General features: G+C 52.1%; 23 protein-coding genes. 5 read left to right on the top strand and 18 right to left on the bottom strand.

Going from position 1 to position 15,464, the window contains the following annotated elements:
• Positions 1 to 626, top strand: a 626-nt coding sequence (locus McpAg1_RS04920) for a 4Fe-4S dicluster domain-containing protein (protein WP_338094185.1), incomplete at its 5' end; no start/stop codon positions are given.
• Between the two features lie 113 nt (positions 627 to 739).
• Positions 740 to 1,327 (top strand): carbonic anhydrase, encoded by a 588-nt coding sequence (locus tag McpAg1_RS04925; RefSeq protein ID WP_338094186.1) that lies wholly within the window; start codon positions 740 to 742, stop codon positions 1,325 to 1,327.
• Between the two features lie 125 nt (positions 1,328 to 1,452).
• Here McpAg1_RS04925 and McpAg1_RS04930 read toward each other — a convergent pair whose 3' ends face one another.
• Positions 1,453 to 2,049 carry an SLOG cluster 4 domain-containing protein gene (locus McpAg1_RS04930; RefSeq protein ID WP_338094187.1) on the bottom strand — a complete coding sequence of 199 codons (597 nt, stop codon included), beginning with the start codon at positions 2,047 to 2,049 and terminating at the stop codon, positions 1,453 to 1,455.
• 253 nt (positions 2,050 to 2,302) lie between these two features.
• Between McpAg1_RS04930 and McpAg1_RS04935 the strand changes: the two genes are divergently transcribed.
• A complete protein-coding gene (locus McpAg1_RS04935) occupies positions 2,303 to 2,488 on the top strand; it encodes a CxxC-x17-CxxC domain-containing protein (RefSeq protein WP_338094188.1) in 186 nt (61 codons plus the stop codon).
• A 235-nt stretch (positions 2,489 to 2,723) separates the two neighbouring features.
• Here McpAg1_RS04935 and McpAg1_RS04940 read toward each other — a convergent pair whose 3' ends face one another.
• The 17 genes from McpAg1_RS04940 to mobB all read right to left on the bottom strand — a co-directional run bounded on the left by McpAg1_RS04940 (position 2,724) and on the right by mobB (position 12,710).
• The gene (locus McpAg1_RS04940) at positions 2,724 to 3,494 is read right to left on the bottom strand and encodes a formylmethanofuran dehydrogenase subunit C (RefSeq protein WP_338094189.1); all 771 of its coding nucleotides are present in this window, start codon (positions 3,492 to 3,494) and stop codon (positions 2,724 to 2,726) included.
• Entirely contained in the window at positions 3,491 to 5,194 is a 1,704-nt protein-coding gene (locus McpAg1_RS04945; protein WP_338094190.1) for a formylmethanofuran dehydrogenase subunit A, read from the bottom strand. Before McpAg1_RS04945 ends, McpAg1_RS04940 begins: the two co-directional genes overlap by 4 nt.
• Entirely contained in the window at positions 5,187 to 5,798 is a 612-nt protein-coding gene (locus McpAg1_RS04950; RefSeq protein ID WP_338094191.1) for a 4Fe-4S binding protein, read from the bottom strand. Before McpAg1_RS04950 ends, McpAg1_RS04945 begins: the two co-directional genes overlap by 8 nt.
• Before the next feature lies 1 nt (position 5,799).
• Positions 5,800 to 6,885 (bottom strand): hydrogenase large subunit, encoded by a 1,086-nt coding sequence (locus tag McpAg1_RS04955; protein ID WP_338094192.1) that lies wholly within the window; start codon positions 6,883 to 6,885, stop codon positions 5,800 to 5,802.
• Entirely contained in the window at positions 6,882 to 7,346 is a 465-nt protein-coding gene (locus tag McpAg1_RS04960) for an NADH-quinone oxidoreductase subunit B family protein (protein ID WP_338094193.1), read from the bottom strand. The genes McpAg1_RS04955 and McpAg1_RS04960 overlap by 4 nt, the downstream gene beginning before the upstream one ends.
• Complete coding sequence (locus McpAg1_RS04965) at positions 7,343 to 7,714, bottom strand: EhaM family protein (RefSeq protein WP_338094194.1); 372 nt, start codon at positions 7,712 to 7,714, stop codon at positions 7,343 to 7,345. The genes McpAg1_RS04960 and McpAg1_RS04965 overlap by 4 nt, the downstream gene beginning before the upstream one ends.
• A complete protein-coding gene (locus McpAg1_RS04970) occupies positions 7,705 to 7,962 on the bottom strand; it encodes a hypothetical protein (RefSeq protein WP_338094195.1) in 258 nt (85 codons plus the stop codon). Before McpAg1_RS04970 ends, McpAg1_RS04965 begins: the two co-directional genes overlap by 10 nt.
• Positions 7,959 to 8,822, bottom strand: coding sequence for a respiratory chain complex I subunit 1 family protein (locus tag McpAg1_RS04975; protein WP_338094196.1), 864 nt, complete (start codon positions 8,820 to 8,822; stop codon positions 7,959 to 7,961). Before McpAg1_RS04975 ends, McpAg1_RS04970 begins: the two co-directional genes overlap by 4 nt.
• A 1-nt stretch (position 8,823) precedes the next feature.
• Entirely contained in the window at positions 8,824 to 9,015 is a 192-nt protein-coding gene (locus McpAg1_RS04980; RefSeq protein WP_338094197.1) for a hypothetical protein, read from the bottom strand.
• 3 nt (positions 9,016 to 9,018) lie between these two features.
• A complete protein-coding gene (locus tag McpAg1_RS04985; protein WP_338094198.1) occupies positions 9,019 to 9,678 on the bottom strand; it encodes a hypothetical protein in 660 nt (219 codons plus the stop codon).
• Positions 9,678 to 10,289 carry an EhaG family protein gene (locus McpAg1_RS04990; protein WP_338094199.1) on the bottom strand — a complete coding sequence of 204 codons (612 nt, stop codon included), beginning with the start codon at positions 10,287 to 10,289 and terminating at the stop codon, positions 9,678 to 9,680. The genes McpAg1_RS04985 and McpAg1_RS04990 overlap by 1 nt, the downstream gene beginning before the upstream one ends.
• Positions 10,286 to 10,744 carry an EhaF family protein gene (locus McpAg1_RS04995; RefSeq protein ID WP_338094200.1) on the bottom strand — a complete coding sequence of 153 codons (459 nt, stop codon included), beginning with the start codon at positions 10,742 to 10,744 and terminating at the stop codon, positions 10,286 to 10,288. The genes McpAg1_RS04990 and McpAg1_RS04995 overlap by 4 nt, the downstream gene beginning before the upstream one ends.
• Positions 10,741 to 10,992 carry an EhaE family protein gene (locus tag McpAg1_RS05000; RefSeq protein WP_338094201.1) on the bottom strand — a complete coding sequence of 84 codons (252 nt, stop codon included), beginning with the start codon at positions 10,990 to 10,992 and terminating at the stop codon, positions 10,741 to 10,743. The genes McpAg1_RS04995 and McpAg1_RS05000 overlap by 4 nt, the downstream gene beginning before the upstream one ends.
• Positions 10,989 to 11,228 (bottom strand): EhaD family protein, encoded by a 240-nt coding sequence (locus tag McpAg1_RS05005; protein ID WP_338094202.1) that lies wholly within the window; start codon positions 11,226 to 11,228, stop codon positions 10,989 to 10,991. Before McpAg1_RS05005 ends, McpAg1_RS05000 begins: the two co-directional genes overlap by 4 nt.
• Positions 11,225 to 11,476 carry an EhaC family protein gene (locus McpAg1_RS05010; protein ID WP_338094203.1) on the bottom strand — a complete coding sequence of 84 codons (252 nt, stop codon included), beginning with the start codon at positions 11,474 to 11,476 and terminating at the stop codon, positions 11,225 to 11,227. Before McpAg1_RS05010 ends, McpAg1_RS05005 begins: the two co-directional genes overlap by 4 nt.
• Positions 11,473 to 11,961, bottom strand: a complete 489-nt coding sequence (gene ehaB, locus McpAg1_RS05015; protein ID WP_338094204.1) for a [NiFe]-hydrogenase-3-type subunit EhaB — start codon at positions 11,959 to 11,961, stop codon at positions 11,473 to 11,475. The genes McpAg1_RS05010 and ehaB overlap by 4 nt, the downstream gene beginning before the upstream one ends.
• Positions 11,962 to 12,284: 323 nt before the next feature.
• Complete coding sequence (gene mobB / locus McpAg1_RS05020) at positions 12,285 to 12,710, bottom strand: molybdopterin-guanine dinucleotide biosynthesis protein B (RefSeq protein WP_338094205.1); 426 nt, start codon at positions 12,708 to 12,710, stop codon at positions 12,285 to 12,287.
• A 105-nt stretch (positions 12,711 to 12,815) separates the two neighbouring features.
• On the opposite strand from mobB, the gene McpAg1_RS05025 reads away from it, so the two are divergent.
• Together McpAg1_RS05025 and McpAg1_RS05030 are read left to right on the top strand one after the other, a co-directional pair.
• Positions 12,816 to 14,537 (top strand): formylmethanofuran dehydrogenase subunit B, encoded by a 1,722-nt coding sequence (locus McpAg1_RS05025; protein WP_338094206.1) that lies wholly within the window; start codon positions 12,816 to 12,818, stop codon positions 14,535 to 14,537.
• On the top strand, positions 14,534 to 15,220 hold the full coding sequence (locus McpAg1_RS05030; RefSeq protein ID WP_338094207.1) for a hypothetical protein: 687 nt from the start codon (positions 14,534 to 14,536) through the stop codon (positions 15,218 to 15,220). Before McpAg1_RS05025 ends, McpAg1_RS05030 begins: the two co-directional genes overlap by 4 nt.
• Positions 15,221 to 15,464: the final 244 nt, after the last annotated feature.

Genomic DNA, 15,464 nt, shown 5'->3' on the forward strand with positions numbered 1-15,464 from the left:
GTAACTGGGGTGTTGTCGGCGATAAGGCTGGCAAAGCAACGTTTGTTGAGGTCTGTTCCGAGAAGGGTGCAATGCTCTTTGATGCAGCGGTGAAGGCAGGAGCGATCAGCTCATCTGCACCGGACGCGAAGGGACTTGAGATCCGCGGAAAGATCGAGAACGTGATGATTAAGATGGGCAAGAAGGCGCAGGAACACCAGTTCGGAGAACTTGGTACCGGCACCGAACGCCTCAACAAAATCATGGCCGAGGCATCCAAGTGTATCAAATGCTACGGATGTATCGAGAACTGTCCGATCTGCTACTGTGTCGAGTGTTCGACCAAGAAGCCGCACCTCGTCCGCCCGGGAATTGTTCCTCCGGACTTTATGTTCCAGATGATCCGCTTTGCCCACATTGCGGACTCCTGTATCAACTGCGGTCAGTGCAGTGAACTCTGTCCGATGGACATCCCGAACTCACTCTACATGCACTCCCAGCAGGTTGAGCTTGAGAAGATGTTCGGCCACAAGCCGGGTTACGACATGACCATGCCGGTCCTTTCCTATGCTGAGGAGATGGAGGAACGCGAGCGTCTGCACGCAACCGGCTCGGACATGATCTACGACAATGTGTTTAACGAGTAATTTTACTCCTTAAGCATACTTTTTCCGGATACGCAAAGATACGCACTTTCTAACAGTGCGGATTTTTGCGTCTCTTTTTTTCGGCCTACCGAACACCAAGAGGTGAAAAAAATATGATTGAGAGTTTTATTGAAGGCAACAAGATTTTCCTCGAAAAGGATTTCGAGCGAAAAAAAGATCGGTATATGACTCTGGTTGAGTCCCAGCACCCGACTGTGCTGTGGATCGGCTGTTCTGATTCTCGTGTGAATCCTGAGCGGATTACCCACTGCCGTGCAGGGGAGTTGTTTACCCACCGAAACATTGGAAATATTGTGCCAACCCATGACTGGAACTTTGCGACGGTTCTGGAGTATGCGGTTCGCCATCTGAAGGTGAAGGATATTGTGATCTGTGGTCATTCGGACTGCGGGGCACTGAAGGCACTGGACGTTGATATGAAGGACGATGCGTATATTCCGATGTGGATTAACAGTGCCCGCGAGGCGCAGACACGTGTGGATGCCCGTATTCCTGAGGCGCCGAAGACGCCGGAGGAGAAGGCAGCACGGAAAAAAGAGATCGAGATCGAAAATATCCGCCTGCAGATCGAACATCTCAGATCATATCCTCTGGTTACCGAGGCAGAAAAGAAGGGATGCCTGGATGTCCATGGATTATATTATGATCTGAAAACAGGCGTTCTGTCCCAGATCGTCTGATTTTTTCGGTCATTATTTTTTTTAGTTTTTGAAACTCGGGAACAAAATAATTTCAGGTTCCTCAGACTCTTCGTGTAACTCCCAAGTCAGAGTTTTTCTTGAAAGAAAAAATCCAAAAAAATTTCTTACCGCTTTCCTGCACATGCTGGACGCGAGATATAGAGCGGCAGTTTTTCTGCAAGAATGTTTACCGCATCCTCGGCCGTATCAACACCATAGACACGGTCGCCCTCTATCTGCGGGCAGCGATCTTTGTCATCAAGTTTTTTGTCGGCAACAATCGCACTCCAGTCTGCAAAAATTTCAGGAGAGCCTGCCGGATGCGGGACACGATATGCGAGAATCAGCCGCCGCATAATCCATGCATACGACAGTTCAGAAAGTGTCCCTGATCCTCCTCCGACCGCGATCACCGCATCACTGTTGGCGACGATAAAATTTCTTGCATGATCTAAACCTGTTGCGATCGGAATGTCGATGTACGGATTTGCCGCGTCCGGAGTACATCCCGGCAGAACACCGATAACATCTCCGTCCGAGTAGACTGGCGATGCATGAGCCCCGCGGCCGGCAGCCTCCATTACTCCGCCAAGCCCGCCGCAGATGATCCGGTATCCTGCGGTGACGAGGGCAGTGCCGAGCTGTTCTGCAAAGATCTCTTTTTCAGAATTCTTCTGAAGGGATCCGTCACCGATTACGGCAATGATCGGCTTTCTATTCATAGATGTTGTTTGGACGGTAAAAGAGATGAACTGTTGCATTCTCAGGAATCGGCGTTGTCTATCGTTTTCTCTGGACGACTCAGGATGAAAAATGCAAAGTTGGACTGATACATTGTTATATATCCATGCAGCACCAATGTAACTCTGCAGTTTCGTCTGCATGAGTTATATGCGCATCAAACCCGTTTCGGGTTTTGTGCGTGCAGACTCATGAGCATGGGATTTGTATCCCGTGTTCATGGAGTTAATAAAAATGGAAAGAAGAAATTCCTACGGCGCACCGCGCCAATACAACGACGCACCCCGCGAGATGACCAAAGCAATCTGCTCCGACTGCGGAAAAGAGTGCGAAGTTCCCTTCAAACCGACCGAGGGTAGACCGGTTTACTGCCGTGACTGCCTCCCAAAGCACAGAGCACCGCGCACGCCCCGGTACTAAAGAGATATTCTGCGGAGAAAAGTCTCCGCGTTAACTTTTTTTTTGATTCGATTACTTTGTTTGTGCTCCGCCCACGGAAATGCGGAAAACACAGAAAAAAACATCACGGAGCAGACGTGAACATCACAGAAATATTGTTTTAAATATGAATTCCGTGTTGTTCACGTCTGCTCCGTGCTCTTTTTTTCTGTGAAATTCGGTATTTTCCGTTTTTCCGTGGGCGACCCAGAAAAAATTATATTCGCGTGTAACTACCCACGCGGAGTGTTCCCTTCCCATTGCGGTGCGCGAGATCGCCCGTGAAGACCGTAAGCTCGCGGCCGTTTTCCACAACTTTGCCTACCTCGGCAAACGTTGGCATGAAATCATCCACATGCCCGAAGATCGTACACTCTCCGGCAAACATATCGCCGCAGGGCATCACCGCATTGCCCTCGATGATCAGTTTTCCTCCTTTCATGTTCACGCCCGCATGCAGTCCTGCACTGCCCATCACATGTACAACGCCGCCGAAGAGACACTCACCGCAGTAGTCGCCGACATCACCCTTCACGAAAATCTCGCCGCCGCGAACACCTTTGCGTCCGCCGCGGTAACCTGACCCGCAGTAGTTTCCGGCATTCCCATGACAGATGATTTTGCCGCCAAGCATCTCGCGGCCAAGCCAGTCTCCGGCATCCCCCATGATCTCAATCGTCCCGCCGGTCATAAAGTCGCCGCAGTGCATCCCGATACTTCCCTCAACAACAATTCTGCCGTCAGTCATGTACTCGCCCACACGTTTCACCCGTGAAGCGTCTCCGATGATCACAATCTCGGTTGCGGCAGGACCCGCCGCCTCGCCATCCACGCGGATATCAAACACCTCAGAGAGCATCATCTTCTGGTTTCCCACATACACATTCACCAGAACAGTTTTCGAAAGCGTCTCCGGCGTAATCACCTCTGCCTCAATTGGCAGATGCGGATCAATTGAGTCACGCATAATCAGAGTAATTCGTCTCATAACTTCGTCTCCGTTTCAATCTTCATACTGCGGGCGATGTAGTAGTTCTCATCAACCGGATAGTTCTCCTTCTGAATCGAGTAGAACCGCTCAAAGGTTCTGATAAGCTCAGGATCATTATCCATATCATATGCTTTCGGCACTTTCGGGCTGCACCAGAACATTCTGTTTTGGCTGCCTGCCAGAATCTCATCATCGCGCGAGATCATAACACCTCCCTTGAACGTGTATCTGGTCTGGCCGAACCCGCGGATAACCTCTGCGTACTGTTTTGCCGGATCGATTTTATCAGGCCGGATCGGATACACCGCAATATCAGCTTCAGCACCGACGCCGAGATGTCCTTTGCCGCGTTCCAGTAACCCGAGTGCCCGCGCCTGCCCTGCCCGCGTCATTACTGCGATCTCATCAAACGTCATCTCGCGGTCGAGTGACGGGAGCACCACACGCTTCGCAGTCCCTGCGTGAATTGTCGCAAACTCCTTGTCCCGGTACTCGCGGCTCATCAGAAGCCCGATGATCTCAGGATACTTCACGAACGGCGCTCCGTTCGGATTATCGGTTGTTAAAAGACACTGCCAGGGATTTTCCACCAGCAGTGCAAGTTCAAGACCGATCGCCCACATGATGCTGTTTACCAGATTCTTGCGCCGGTACATCACGGGAATAACACCGGACGCGGTCTCCAGCTCGACATCATGATTACTCCATTTGTCCTGATGCAGACGATAGAGATTGAACTCCATCGGGCCGTCAGCGGTCATCGTGGTTGTTCGTCCAAACATTACCTGACCCATGTCGATGGTTATCTGCGGACGCAGGTTCACCATTCTGGAGACAGGTTCTGCTTTTGAACAGAAATCTCCCCAGCCGGATCCGCCGTAGGAGTGGAACTGGACATGCGTCAGATACGCGGTCTGCCGTTTCTCGTTCAGATCCTTCACCAGTCCCATCGTTCCAAGCGTGCAGGTGTAGTTGCCGGGCTTTCCCAGATTATTGCAGTGCAGATGGACTGAATGCGGCAGTCCGAGCATCTCGTTTGCTTCGATCACGCCGGTAATGAACTCTGCCGGACTTATGTCGAAGAAGGGAATCGGTTTTCTGATGCATTCAACGTTTTTACCCCAGCTCCACATCTCAGCACCCAGAGGGTTGGTGACTTTTACGCCGTAACCTTTGACAGCGTTCAGCCGCCATGCAATGAGAGCCGCAGCGCGTTTGATGTCTCCTGCTCCGATCGCCCGCATAACGCCCCAGTCACCATCAAAGAGTGTGAGAATAAGACCGTCCTGTAATGGTGTGTGGCGGAACTCTTCATGCGTGTGCCTTGCTTCAAGAGGAGCCATCGCCCCTTCGGTGAGCGTGGTGTATCCCATCTGGGCGTAGCGGTAGCTGTTGCCGTACGTGGTCGGGATACTGTAGCCTGAGACCGCCCGCATGCCGCGTCCGCGGGGAGCACGGCCTGCCCGCATATCCTCAGGGCTCATGTATCTGCCGAAGTTCACTTTTGTTCCGCAGATATGGGTGTGGGAGTCAATACCGCCCGGAAGTACCAGCATGCCGCCACAGTCGATGACCTCGGAATTTTTGGACGGCTCTTCTGCGATGCGTCCGTCAACAATCGCGATGTCCATTATCTCCTGCGAGATGTGGTTGACCGGATCGATCACACAGGCATTTTTCAAAAGATAGTCAGGCATCTGCTGTTTCCTCCTTTTGTACTGCTTGAACGCGTCTTGCGACATGCATTGCCCCATTCGGGCAGGTGTCCTCACAGACCTTGCAGCCTTTGCAGAGCTCGTTGTGCAGAACCGTATTTCTTCCTTTCACCACTCTCATCAGAAGATCGTCAGAGACTGAAGTTCCTCCGGCTCCCATCTCTGGATCGATCTCGCGGTTTACGGGACACGCTGTCGTGCAGTTGCCGCATCCCATGCAGAGTTTTCGATGAACCTGCACTTCATACTCGTGCGTGAAGGCAAGTCTCTGTTCGTGTTTGCGAGCGAGAATATCTCCTGCGGTCATCACTTCTTCAGGACATATCTCCACACAGTAACCGCACCGGAAGCAGTGGCCGCGAATAATCTGCGGTTCCCATTTTCCATCTTCCCGCATAACCACATCGATTGCTCCCGGAGCAGGACAGATCATTCTGCACTCAAGGCAGTGCGTACATTCGTTGCCGGTGAGTTCGGGAAAATCGCGGAAGTATGCGGGAGCTGAGAGCGGCGCAGTTTTTGCGGCAAAGAATTTTTTTATCCACGCAGGCCTTGCGAACTCTTTGAAGTAAGACAAAACGCTCATGTTACCGCTCCGCACAGGCAATGCAGGGGTCTGCACTGATGAAGGTCGAGGTCACGTCGGCTGCTGATGCGAGGTTTTTCATCATCGCATGCGTTCCCACTTCCACGTTCATGATTGACGGCGTCTGAATGGCGACCGAGATGACCTGACCTTCTGCATCCAGTTCGATATCGTACGTCAGATCTCCCCGCGGCGCTTCAATCGTGTGTTTGCAGCGGCCGGCAGTCACGCGGCCGCCGAGCCGGATCGGTCCTTGCGGCAGAGCCGCAAGGGCGTTCTTGATGATTGTTGTCGACTGGAACAGTTCGTCAAACCGCAACATGATGCGGGCGAAGTTGTCGCCTTCGGGTCGCGTGATCATCTTCCAGCCAAGTTCTTTGTAGAGCGGGTCGTTTGCCCGGGCATCGCGGGGAATACCGCTTGCCCTTGCTGTCGGTCCTACAACCCCGCTTTCCTTTGCATCTTTTTCGCTCAGAATGCCGATCCCTTTGGACCGGAGAGCAATCATCGGACCTGTTGCAAACATCTTCACAAATCTTGGAAGTTCTGCTTCCACATGAGCGATCGCTTCCCGAATTTTTTCCGCGGTCTCGTCTGTGATGTCCTCGCGAACGCCGCCCGGCACAACATATGCTGCCATAATGCGGGTGCCGGTCATGATCTCGATTGCATCCATTACGGTCTCGCGGAGATTTAACAGATACATCGCAAGCGTCTCGTGCTCGATTGTGTAGCAGTACGAGTAGTTTGCAAGCAAATGGCTCTGCATCCGGTCAAGCTCGTTGAGGATAATCCGCAGATGTGCGGCTCTGGGCGATACGGCGATACCGCTGATACTCTCCAGTGCTCCGACAATTACTGTGTTGTGGACGACCGAACATATTCCGCAGACCCGTTCTGCAAGAAAGATCGTCTCCTGCCAGGGTCTGCCGATCATGATTTTTTCGATGCCTTTTTTCACGTAGCCAAGCTCGACTTCGGTTGCGATCACCCGTTCGCCTATGGTTTCGCATTTGATTCGTGCCGGCTCCTTGAAGCAGGGATGAACCGGCCCGATCGGGAGCGAGATGTCAACCACTTTCTTCATCGCTTCTCCTCCAATCTGGTCTCATAGTTGTCAAAGAGTATGTCTGCTACGCTCAGTATTGCGTTGATGATCTCGGTCGGCCGCGGCGGACAGCCGGGAACGGCTGCTGCGACCGGAATATATTTGCTGACCGGCGGGTCGACGAGAGAGCCGGGCCTGTTGAACGCACAGCCTGAGATCGGGCAGTTGCCGATGGTGACAACTGCTTTCGGCTCAGGGACTTTGTCCCAGAGATCAGGAAGTTTGTCAATCCACTGCGCTGACATTGCTCCGGTCACTAATATTACGTCAGCCTCGCGGGGATTGTTATGGACATAGATGCCGTACTGTTCGATGTCGTAACGCGGCGAGAGGCATGCGAGAATCTCAATATCGCAGCCGTTGCAGGAGCCGGTGTTCACGTAACAGACATGAATGGAACGTTTGCGAACCGCGTTTTTCACTTTCTGTAAGAGTGTCATGAAACTACCTCCACAATTTCTGCGAGAAGTTCTGCAATCGCGGTGCCGGACTCTGCACGGCTGCGGAGTTTTGCGGCCGCTGCTTCAGAGAGAATGCCTGTTGCAGTTGTCAGATGCGGAAGAGAAAGAGCGTCTGAGATCTCGTCGCCAGCAGCCGCGGCAGCTTTTGCTGCCGCATCGGCTGCTTCAAGCCGTGGCCCCAGATTTTCCAGCGTCATCATGTCACAGTTGTTGATCAGAATTTTTCGCATTTTCTGTCGGTTTACGCCAAGCCGTTCGGCAAGAGCGACCACTGCCTGATCCTGCCTGGTTCCCTTGAGAACTGCAAGTTTCATCGGCTGAAGATTTCGTTCGTAGATCAGATCCATGGTATCGCTCCTGCCCAGCAAAGCACGCCGTAGACGACAAACAACAGAATCATCACCCAGACAAGAATCATCTCGCCGGTGTGAATCTTCTCCTCATCTTTTGCGAGGAATACAAATGCAAGAATGCCAAGCAGCACTGCTCCGGCAACTGCTCCTCCAAGCACTTCAGGATGACTGATGACTTCTATCGCCATCAGCAGAATGTAGAATGCGATTCCTGCAACAACTCCTTTTGCTATCCAGCTCATAGTATCCCTCCAAGGACCAGCCACACGCATCCGCCGTAGAGCAGAACGACCAGAGTCCAGACTGTTTGAATCGTCACGACCTGATACGGGGTCAGCATCGGTGTTGACGCACAGACAAAGGAGACCGAGATCATCAGAACGATCATCAGAATGATCATCAGCCACCATGGCACCGCTCCGATAAACAGCAGAACAAATGCCGAGAGCAGCACAACCGTCTTCAGACTCATCGCAATGTTCAGCATCGCCCGCCATCCGCCGAAGTGTTCGGTCCAGTAGCCGGAGATGAGTTCCTTTGCCTCAATCACCGAGAACGGGCCGTAGTGTGCTTTGGACAAAATGATCAGATACAATGATACTGCTGCCGGAAACGCGAGCAGAAGAAGCGGCGTATGCGTGGTGTTCCACTCAGCAATTTCCCCGATCGAAAGCGTTCCGGTAAACAGATACACGATTGCAACAGTTGCGAGCAGCGGAAGTTCGGCTGCCGCTGACATGACCGATCTGATTGCGCCGAACTTGGTGTACGGAGAGCCTGACGACAGTCCGGTTCCATGTTCCACGATCTTATGCAGCATATAGAGTGCGAAGAGGATCAAGAGACTTGCGCCGGTAGCGACCACCCAGAGTGCCGCAACCCAGATGCCGACCGCAATCAACACGATTGCAACATACATCACCTGACTTGCAGTCCTTGGTATCCATGTCTGTTTGAAGGAGAACTTCAGCGTGTGCAAAATTTCCTGCCAGATAGGGGGGCCCGGCCGCAACTGAATGCGTGCGATGACCTTCCGGTGCAGGCCATGCAGCAGAAGTCCGGCAAACACTGCAATGATGAGGAGCAGAAGAAAGGGAATCATCTCAGTACCCCACAAACGGAATGTCTCCGTCCTTTGTTCCTGCACACCACCAGTAAATGAAGCAGGCGAGTGCTGCCGGTATGCATATCACCACAACTGCAATGAGCGCGGGAATCTCTGCTACTGCGAGCGCAGCTGCTATTGCCGCCACGGCAAACACGATTCCAAGACCAAATGCTGTAGACTTTTTCATGATTCACACCGTCAGGAGAATTTCCACTACCCGCAGGAAAAGCAGGAGCGAGCTTACATGGATCATCAGAATGTAGGGGGCGCCCGGCGCTCTGGTAATCTCGGCTTTACCGATATAAAACGGTGCCATTCCTTCGCCCAAGACTCCAACTAACAGCAGGAGTTTGGCAACGATTGGAACCGAGATTCCGGCTGTTGCTTCCGCAGCGACGGCGAGTTCCCAGATCGAGAGCGTTCCACACGTTGCGGCAATAATTGCCGCTCCGGCAAACAAGGGAACGGTCGCCATCATCACAACAAGGCCGTAGGAGAACGCGGCGTTGAGCACCTGTTTGTTTTTGACTGCTGCAACGATACCGATATTGAGCACACCGATAAATGCCGCAAACAAGGTGAAGTTGAAGATGTCCCCTGTTGTGATTGCGCCAATCGTTGCGATACCACAGGCGATTGCCATGAATCGCTGGAACTTCATCAAATCAACAGGCACGTCTTTGGTGTAGTAGCCGTCAGTCCCAAACACAATGTCGATCGGTTTTTCCGGCAGGCTGATGATCGCGAGGATGACAAACATCGCCGCAAACGCAAACAGCACCACCGTGTAGCCGGAAAGATAGTGGACGATGTCGCCGAACGGCATTCTGATTAAGATCTGTTCAAACATTATTCACCACCCCGCATTGTTCCAACCAAAGACATTTTTGCCATAACTTTGAGCATGATGCCAACCGCCGCAAGCATGATCGCAAGGAACCACTGCGAAGGAAACAGCATGAAGATGAAGAATGCAATTACCCAGAGTGCCCAAGCATAACCCGCGGCGTTTTCGATCTTTGCAAAATGTTCGCCCATATTTTTTCCAAGGAAAAAGATCATAAGACCAAGCGCTGCAATAAGTCCTCCGGAAAATCCGGTGAGAAAAATTCCGTACGCTGCAAGCAGAAGGCCGATGATTGGGGGGGCTGTCTTCATGACCTCGATGTCGAATTTTTTTGCCGAATGTTTCTGCTGAAGTTTTTCTTTGGCGAGCCAGAGTTCAGAGACCGCCATAATCTCAGCAACGCCGACGACGAGACCCGGCAGAATCAAAGCTTCTGCAAGATCGGTCGCAATGAGTGCGACCACGACAAGACCGGTTATCTCAATGAGGTCGATGATGATGAGTTTGTGGATGTCATCCTTTTCGCGAAGGATCGCCGAGAACGCAATGATGATCGCGATGAATGCAATTGCAATACCGATCTGGTACACGAGCGGCATCTCAATGGTGATCATTGTTTTGCCCTCCGGTAAAGGAACGAGGCTATGGCAAAAGCCGCAAAGAAGATACTTGCTTCAACAATCGTGTCAAGACCTCTGGTGTAGTAGAGGATCTCATCAAGGATGCCGCCCGGATGGCCGACGATGGTTGTTCCAAGGTACATGGTGGTGTTTGCCAAAAACCAGCTTGCAGGCGTTAAGTACGCGGTGACGTAGCCGATCGCAGGGGAGTTCTCAGGATACTGGGCGACGATCTGCGCCGGCTCGGTAAATGGTATACCGCCGCGGTCGTAAGGGTTTAAGGAGCTTTCAGGATTGATGGATTTTGGGTAGAGCTGAGACTCGTCGTAGACGAGGAATGGAACGGTGAGAAGTCCGATTACTGCGATGAGGCAGACGACGCCTGCGTAAATTTTTGGCAGATTATTTGTGTCTGCAAGGTATTCGGAGATCTTCTGGACTTTGCTCATTGCTCTTCCTCCCTGGCCTGTTGTTTTTCGATGAGCCGCACGAAGATGAGAGTCGTAACAATGTTGACGGCGACGAAGGTCACAAGAGCGAGCATTTCGTCGAACGCGAGCATGATGAAGACGAGACCGAACTCGGCGACTTCCATGTTGATGAGTCTCGTGAGATAGGTTTTGTCACGAGGGTATGCGGTTGCGGCGACTCCTATCAGGAGCAGTACGCAGCCGATGATGAACTCGAGCTCGTTCATTGGAGTCCCTCCGGTCGTTTGCGGCAGAGGAGGAGGACGAAGATGGTTCCAATCGGCATCATGAGAGAGACGACGATGGCAATATCAAGATAGCCCAGCTTTACGATGAGAATGACCGCTCCTGATACGAGAATTCCTAAGGTGATCAGTTTGTCAAACGGATTTCTGACGAGAACGGTTGCAATGCCTCCGATAAGGGCGAGGAATGCGGCGAGAAGAGTGACGAGCTCTATCATGTCTGCTCACCTCTGAGTTTTTCCATGGCTGATGCGATGGCGTTTGCTTCGAGCGTTGCGCCGATAAGATATGCCGCTGCGGCAACCAGCGTCAGCGGATGCGGGAGGATGAGGGCAATGACTCCTGTAACTGCGAAGTTCATGACAGTGACGAAGGGGAGTTTTTTTGCGGTGTTTTTCTCCAGCACTGCGCGAAGGGCTGCGTAGACGGCGATGACCGCACAGATTGCGAGAACAAGTTCGGTCATGAGCATCTCCTCCAGAGTTTTCCAAGGATTCTGCTTACACGCTTGGGTGAAACACCCTGCACGATGAGAATGGCGATGACGATTCCTGCGATGAAGGTCTCGGGCGGAAATCCTGCGAAGGTGTCAAGCGCCCAAAAAACTGCGGTTGCAAGGAGAGTCCCGCTCACTGCGGCGTATCCTTTGTCTGCGCAGATTCGTGCGCCGATAAAGATGAGGACTGCTGCAAGGAGTCCTCCGGGGACGCCCCAGATCCAGTAACCGCATGCGGCAACGAGTGTTCCTGCGGATGCGTCGGGTGAAGTGACGATGTTTCCAATCATCCAGCCGCCGCACCGGTCGCCGCCATCAGCTTCGATTTCTCGTTCGATGGTCTCCGTTCCTGATACTCCGGCGTGAGCGGGGAGTTTCCAGAACAGGTCAAGGCCCACAAAGAGTATGAGGGTGATTACCGCAGATGCGGCGATATATGCTGGTTCAGGGATCATGCTCTTCTCATTCTTTGAAAAATACGGGTTACCCGCAGGTGCGGCGGATTTTTCGGTAATGATATGCTATTGACATCTGTTTCATTAATAAATTGCGGATTGGTACTGTGAAACGCGAATAGCGCGAATAGCACGAATACAAAAAAATCGCCAATGACGATTTTTCAAGAGAAAAGAAATTTCCAGTCACACCCACCGAACAGATCTGTCTAAAAATGAGTAATATAGTAATATCTCAAAAATCGCCATTGGCGATTTTTATTCGCGCTATTCCGCGAAGCGGTGAGCAGGCCGAAGGCATGCGATTCGCGTTTAAAAATATTTCAGCGCTTCTTTGGCACGTAGACCTCAAACATATCCCGCATCGCAAACACTTCCTCAGCATTCGCATCCCGCATCACCACATTTTTCGCCGCAAGATCACCGAGCACCACACAGGAGAACCCTTCCTCCTTAAACCCCTCAACAACCGCGTACTCGTATCCCTTCCATGCATAAAAGTCCAGAATCTCATACACATCCATCGTCCGAAGACTCATCACCGCTTTTTCTGCATCAATACCGGTTGTCGCAACTGCCCCTCCCTCAAAATGCACGGTAGTATCCTTTCCTTTCGGCAGTTCCCAGATGTGATGTCCCATATGTTTTATTGTGGCAACCGTTGCAACGCCTGCAAGAAGCGGCACGAGCTTCGTGATCATGGTTGTCTTCCCCGAGTTCGAGTGGCCGATGATATTGATGATCCGCATATCTATAGTATTGCACCCTAAGATCACTTTATTAATTTGCACCCGGATACATACTTCATAAGATGACCGGACGCAATCAACCGGAACGGTCGGGATACAACTCTCATGAAACTGCTTATGAGCAGCGGACGAACACCCGAACAGGGTGCCCAGCTGTACTATAAAGACTCCGAATCCTACTCACGCGAAACCTCCTACTGTTTCCTCAATCCAATGGACGCAATGGAAATCGGCGTCGAAAACGGCGAGCATGTTCTCATCGAAAGTAGTGCTGGAAAAACTGTATTCTCGGTTCGCGAGTCTCCCGAAACTCCCGAAGGAGTCGCCTACCTCCCCTGCGGCCCGTACGCAAACTTCATTCTTCACGAGTTCACCCACTCAACAGGAGCGCCGGACTTCAAAGGAGTCCCAGTTGAAGTCACGCAGACTGAGCTTCCGCTCCTGTCGGCATGGGACTTAATGGAAGAGCTCGGCGGCAGAAGATACAAAATTCCTGCGGGAACAACAATTCCCGATCTCGAACAAGGCGAAAAAGTACTTAAAAACCATGCCTGCCCGCTCTGCGGCTGCCTCTGCGACGATATCGAGCTCCACATTGCTGACGGCATTGTCACTGACGTTGTGAACGGCTGTCTGCTCTGCGCGGGAAAGTTCCGTTCCCGCGGTCGGATGGCAGTTCCCGTCCGCCGCGAAGGAGATGAGTGGAAGGAGACGAGTTTTGATGAAGCCATCAGAACCGCGGCCGAGATGTTTGCGAATGCAAAGCGTCCGCTCTTCTACGGCTGGTCAGGAACATCCACCGAAGCGATGCATATTGGGCTTGAGATCGCCGAAGAGATCGGCGCGGTAATGGACAACTGTTCATCTGAGTGTCACGGCCCGACCATTATGGCGGTACAGGAGGTCGGCCATCCCGGCTGCACGCTCGGACAGGTGAAAAACCGCGCTGATGTTCTTGTCTATTGGGGCTGCAACCCGATCGCAGCGCATCCACGTCATCTCTCACGCTACTCAACCTTCTCGACCGGCGCGTTCCGTCCTGAAGGACGGGCCGACCGAACGGTTATTGTGGTGGACATCCGCGAGTCAGAGACCGCAAAACTTGCCGACATCTTCATTCAGGTAAAACCCGGCGGAGACTACGCGCTCTTCAATGCACTTCGGGCGATTGTCCGGGGCGAACGCGATGTGATTCCTGACGCGGTCGCGGGAGTTGAGCGGAGCGTTCTCTTCAAGGTCGCAGATATTTTACTGAACGCAAAGTTCGGCGCGTTTTTTACCGGCATCGGTCTGACCCAGTCGCGGGGCAAGTACAAGAATGTCCGCGCCGGCATTGAGCTGGTCGATGAACTGAACCGGCACACGAAGTACACGTTAACGCCGCTTCGCGGCCACTGGAATGTGGACGGCACGAACCAGATGTTTTCGCTCGCGGCAGGGTATCCATACGCGGTGGACTACTCCCGCGGCATCGTCCATTACAATCCCGGCGAGACGAGCGGGGTAGACATCCTTGCAAAGCACGAGGCTGATGCGGTGATGATTATCGGGACCGATCTTGGCGCGCACTTTCCCCGCGAGACGGTCGCACATCTGGCAAAAATCAATACGGTGGTGATCGATCCGTTCATCTCGCTCTCTACCGCGATTGCGAAACTGCATATTCCGGTTGCATCCGTCGGTCTTGATGCGGAAGGAACGGCATACCGGCTTGACGGGGTGCCGATTCATGTGAGAAAGGCGTTTACATCAGGCATGCCCTCAGACGAGGTTATTCTGACTCGTTTGTTAGAGGAGATTAAGAAAATCAAGGAGGAACAAAAATGATACGTAGTTTAGTAATACTGCTGATTGCAGCTGCTCTTCTGGCAGTTCCTGCGGCAGCAGGAGTGACGGAGTTTGATGCGGATTATCTTCCAACCGGCCCGGTGATTGCGGGTCAGGAGATGACGGTGTATAAGGAGATCTTTGTCGGCGAGCGGTTCGCTCCGATCTACACGCTGGAGTTTGATACCGAGCTTTCAGACCCAGTCTGGAAGATCGATCTTGTTGTGGGCGGAAGAGTTACGCAGACCTGGGATTTCCCGTACGAACACGGGACGATCAGCGGGTTTACGATCTCTACTGATGACAACGATACGAAGCTGACGACGACATTGACCGGAACGCCTGCGAGTTATGATGTTGGTGAGGAGATTATTCTCTGGCAGATGAAAGTGATGATGGCAAATGATGTCGCAAAGGATACGTTTGTTTCAAAGCCGGTGACGGTGGAGAGTAAACCTGCGCCAACCGCTGCTACTCTGCCGGTTACGACTGTAAGGACGGTTGAGACAACTGTTCCACACTCGGTAATTTTCACTACTGTTCCGACAACCGTTCCGACTACGTTGGTGACTGAGGCTCCTACTGAGATTCCAACTGAAGTCCCAACAACTCCTGCGAGTCCGTTCTACTTCGGCGCCGGACTGATTGCTGCTATGTCGCTTCTGCTGCTCTGGCGCAGATAATTTTTTTTCTTTTTTGTTGTTGAATGATGAGCGTAGCTTTGCTTTGTAGGAAACACGAACCACGCGAAAAAACATAAAAATACAAAAACACGAAACAGTATGAAAAGCACGAAATAATTTCATCACGGTTTTTGCAGAAAAAACCAACTAAATCATTTCGTGTTTTTCGTAATGTTTCGTGAGTTTACGATTTTCGCGTCATTTCGTGTGGTTCGTGTTTCCCTCGAAATAAAACGTCATTTAC

Origin of the sequence: Methanorbis furvi (genome assembly GCF_032714615.1) — an archaeon.
GTDB lineage: Archaea > Halobacteriota > Methanomicrobia > Methanomicrobiales > Methanocorpusculaceae > Methanocorpusculum > Methanocorpusculum furvi.

Coding starts and splice junctions, on each gene's coding strand:
- McpAg1_RS05010 (WP_338094203.1), bottom strand. CDS start 11,476: ATGACCGAACTTGTTCTCGCAATCTGTGCGGTCATCGCCGTCTACGCA.
- McpAg1_RS04990 (WP_338094199.1), bottom strand. CDS start 10,289: ATGATCACCATTGAGATGCCGCTCGTGTACCAGATCGGTATTGCAATT.
- McpAg1_RS04930 (WP_338094187.1), bottom strand. CDS start 2,049: ATGAATAGAAAGCCGATCATTGCCGTAATCGGTGACGGATCCCTTCAG.
- McpAg1_RS04925 (WP_338094186.1), top strand. CDS start 740: ATGATTGAGAGTTTTATTGAAGGCAACAAGATTTTCCTCGAAAAGGAT.
- McpAg1_RS04965 (WP_338094194.1), bottom strand. CDS start 7,714: ATGGATCTGATCTACGAACGAAATCTTCAGCCGATGAAACTTGCAGTT.
- McpAg1_RS04985 (WP_338094198.1), bottom strand. CDS start 9,678: ATGTTTGAACAGATCTTAATCAGAATGCCGTTCGGCGACATCGTCCAC.
- McpAg1_RS05030 (WP_338094207.1), top strand. CDS start 14,534: ATGATACGTAGTTTAGTAATACTGCTGATTGCAGCTGCTCTTCTGGCA.
- ehaB (WP_338094204.1), bottom strand. CDS start 11,961: ATGATCCCTGAACCAGCATATATCGCCGCATCTGCGGTAATCACCCTC.
- McpAg1_RS04945 (WP_338094190.1), bottom strand. CDS start 5,194: ATGCCTGACTATCTTTTGAAAAATGCCTGTGTGATCGATCCGGTCAAC.
- McpAg1_RS05025 (WP_338094206.1), top strand. CDS start 12,816: ATGAAACTGCTTATGAGCAGCGGACGAACACCCGAACAGGGTGCCCAG.
- McpAg1_RS04960 (WP_338094193.1), bottom strand. CDS start 7,346: ATGACACTCTTACAGAAAGTGAAAAACGCGGTTCGCAAACGTTCCATT.
- McpAg1_RS04980 (WP_338094197.1), bottom strand. CDS start 9,015: ATGAAAAAGTCTACAGCATTTGGTCTTGGAATCGTGTTTGCCGTGGCG.
- McpAg1_RS04975 (WP_338094196.1), bottom strand. CDS start 8,822: ATGATTCCCTTTCTTCTGCTCCTCATCATTGCAGTGTTTGCCGGACTT.
- McpAg1_RS04950 (WP_338094191.1), bottom strand. CDS start 5,798: ATGAGCGTTTTGTCTTACTTCAAAGAGTTCGCAAGGCCTGCGTGGATA.
- McpAg1_RS05005 (WP_338094202.1), bottom strand. CDS start 11,228: ATGATAGAGCTCGTCACTCTTCTCGCCGCATTCCTCGCCCTTATCGGA.
- mobB (WP_338094205.1), bottom strand. CDS start 12,710: ATGCGGATCATCAATATCATCGGCCACTCGAACTCGGGGAAGACAACC.
- McpAg1_RS04935 (WP_338094188.1), top strand. CDS start 2,303: ATGGAAAGAAGAAATTCCTACGGCGCACCGCGCCAATACAACGACGCA.
- McpAg1_RS05000 (WP_338094201.1), bottom strand. CDS start 10,992: ATGAACGAGCTCGAGTTCATCATCGGCTGCGTACTGCTCCTGATAGGA.
- McpAg1_RS04940 (WP_338094189.1), bottom strand. CDS start 3,494: ATGAGACGAATTACTCTGATTATGCGTGACTCAATTGATCCGCATCTG.
- McpAg1_RS04970 (WP_338094195.1), bottom strand. CDS start 7,962: ATGAGCTGGATAGCAAAAGGAGTTGTTGCAGGAATCGCATTCTACATT.
- McpAg1_RS04955 (WP_338094192.1), bottom strand. CDS start 6,885: ATGAAGAAAGTGGTTGACATCTCGCTCCCGATCGGGCCGGTTCATCCC.
- McpAg1_RS04995 (WP_338094200.1), bottom strand. CDS start 10,744: ATGAGCAAAGTCCAGAAGATCTCCGAATACCTTGCAGACACAAATAAT.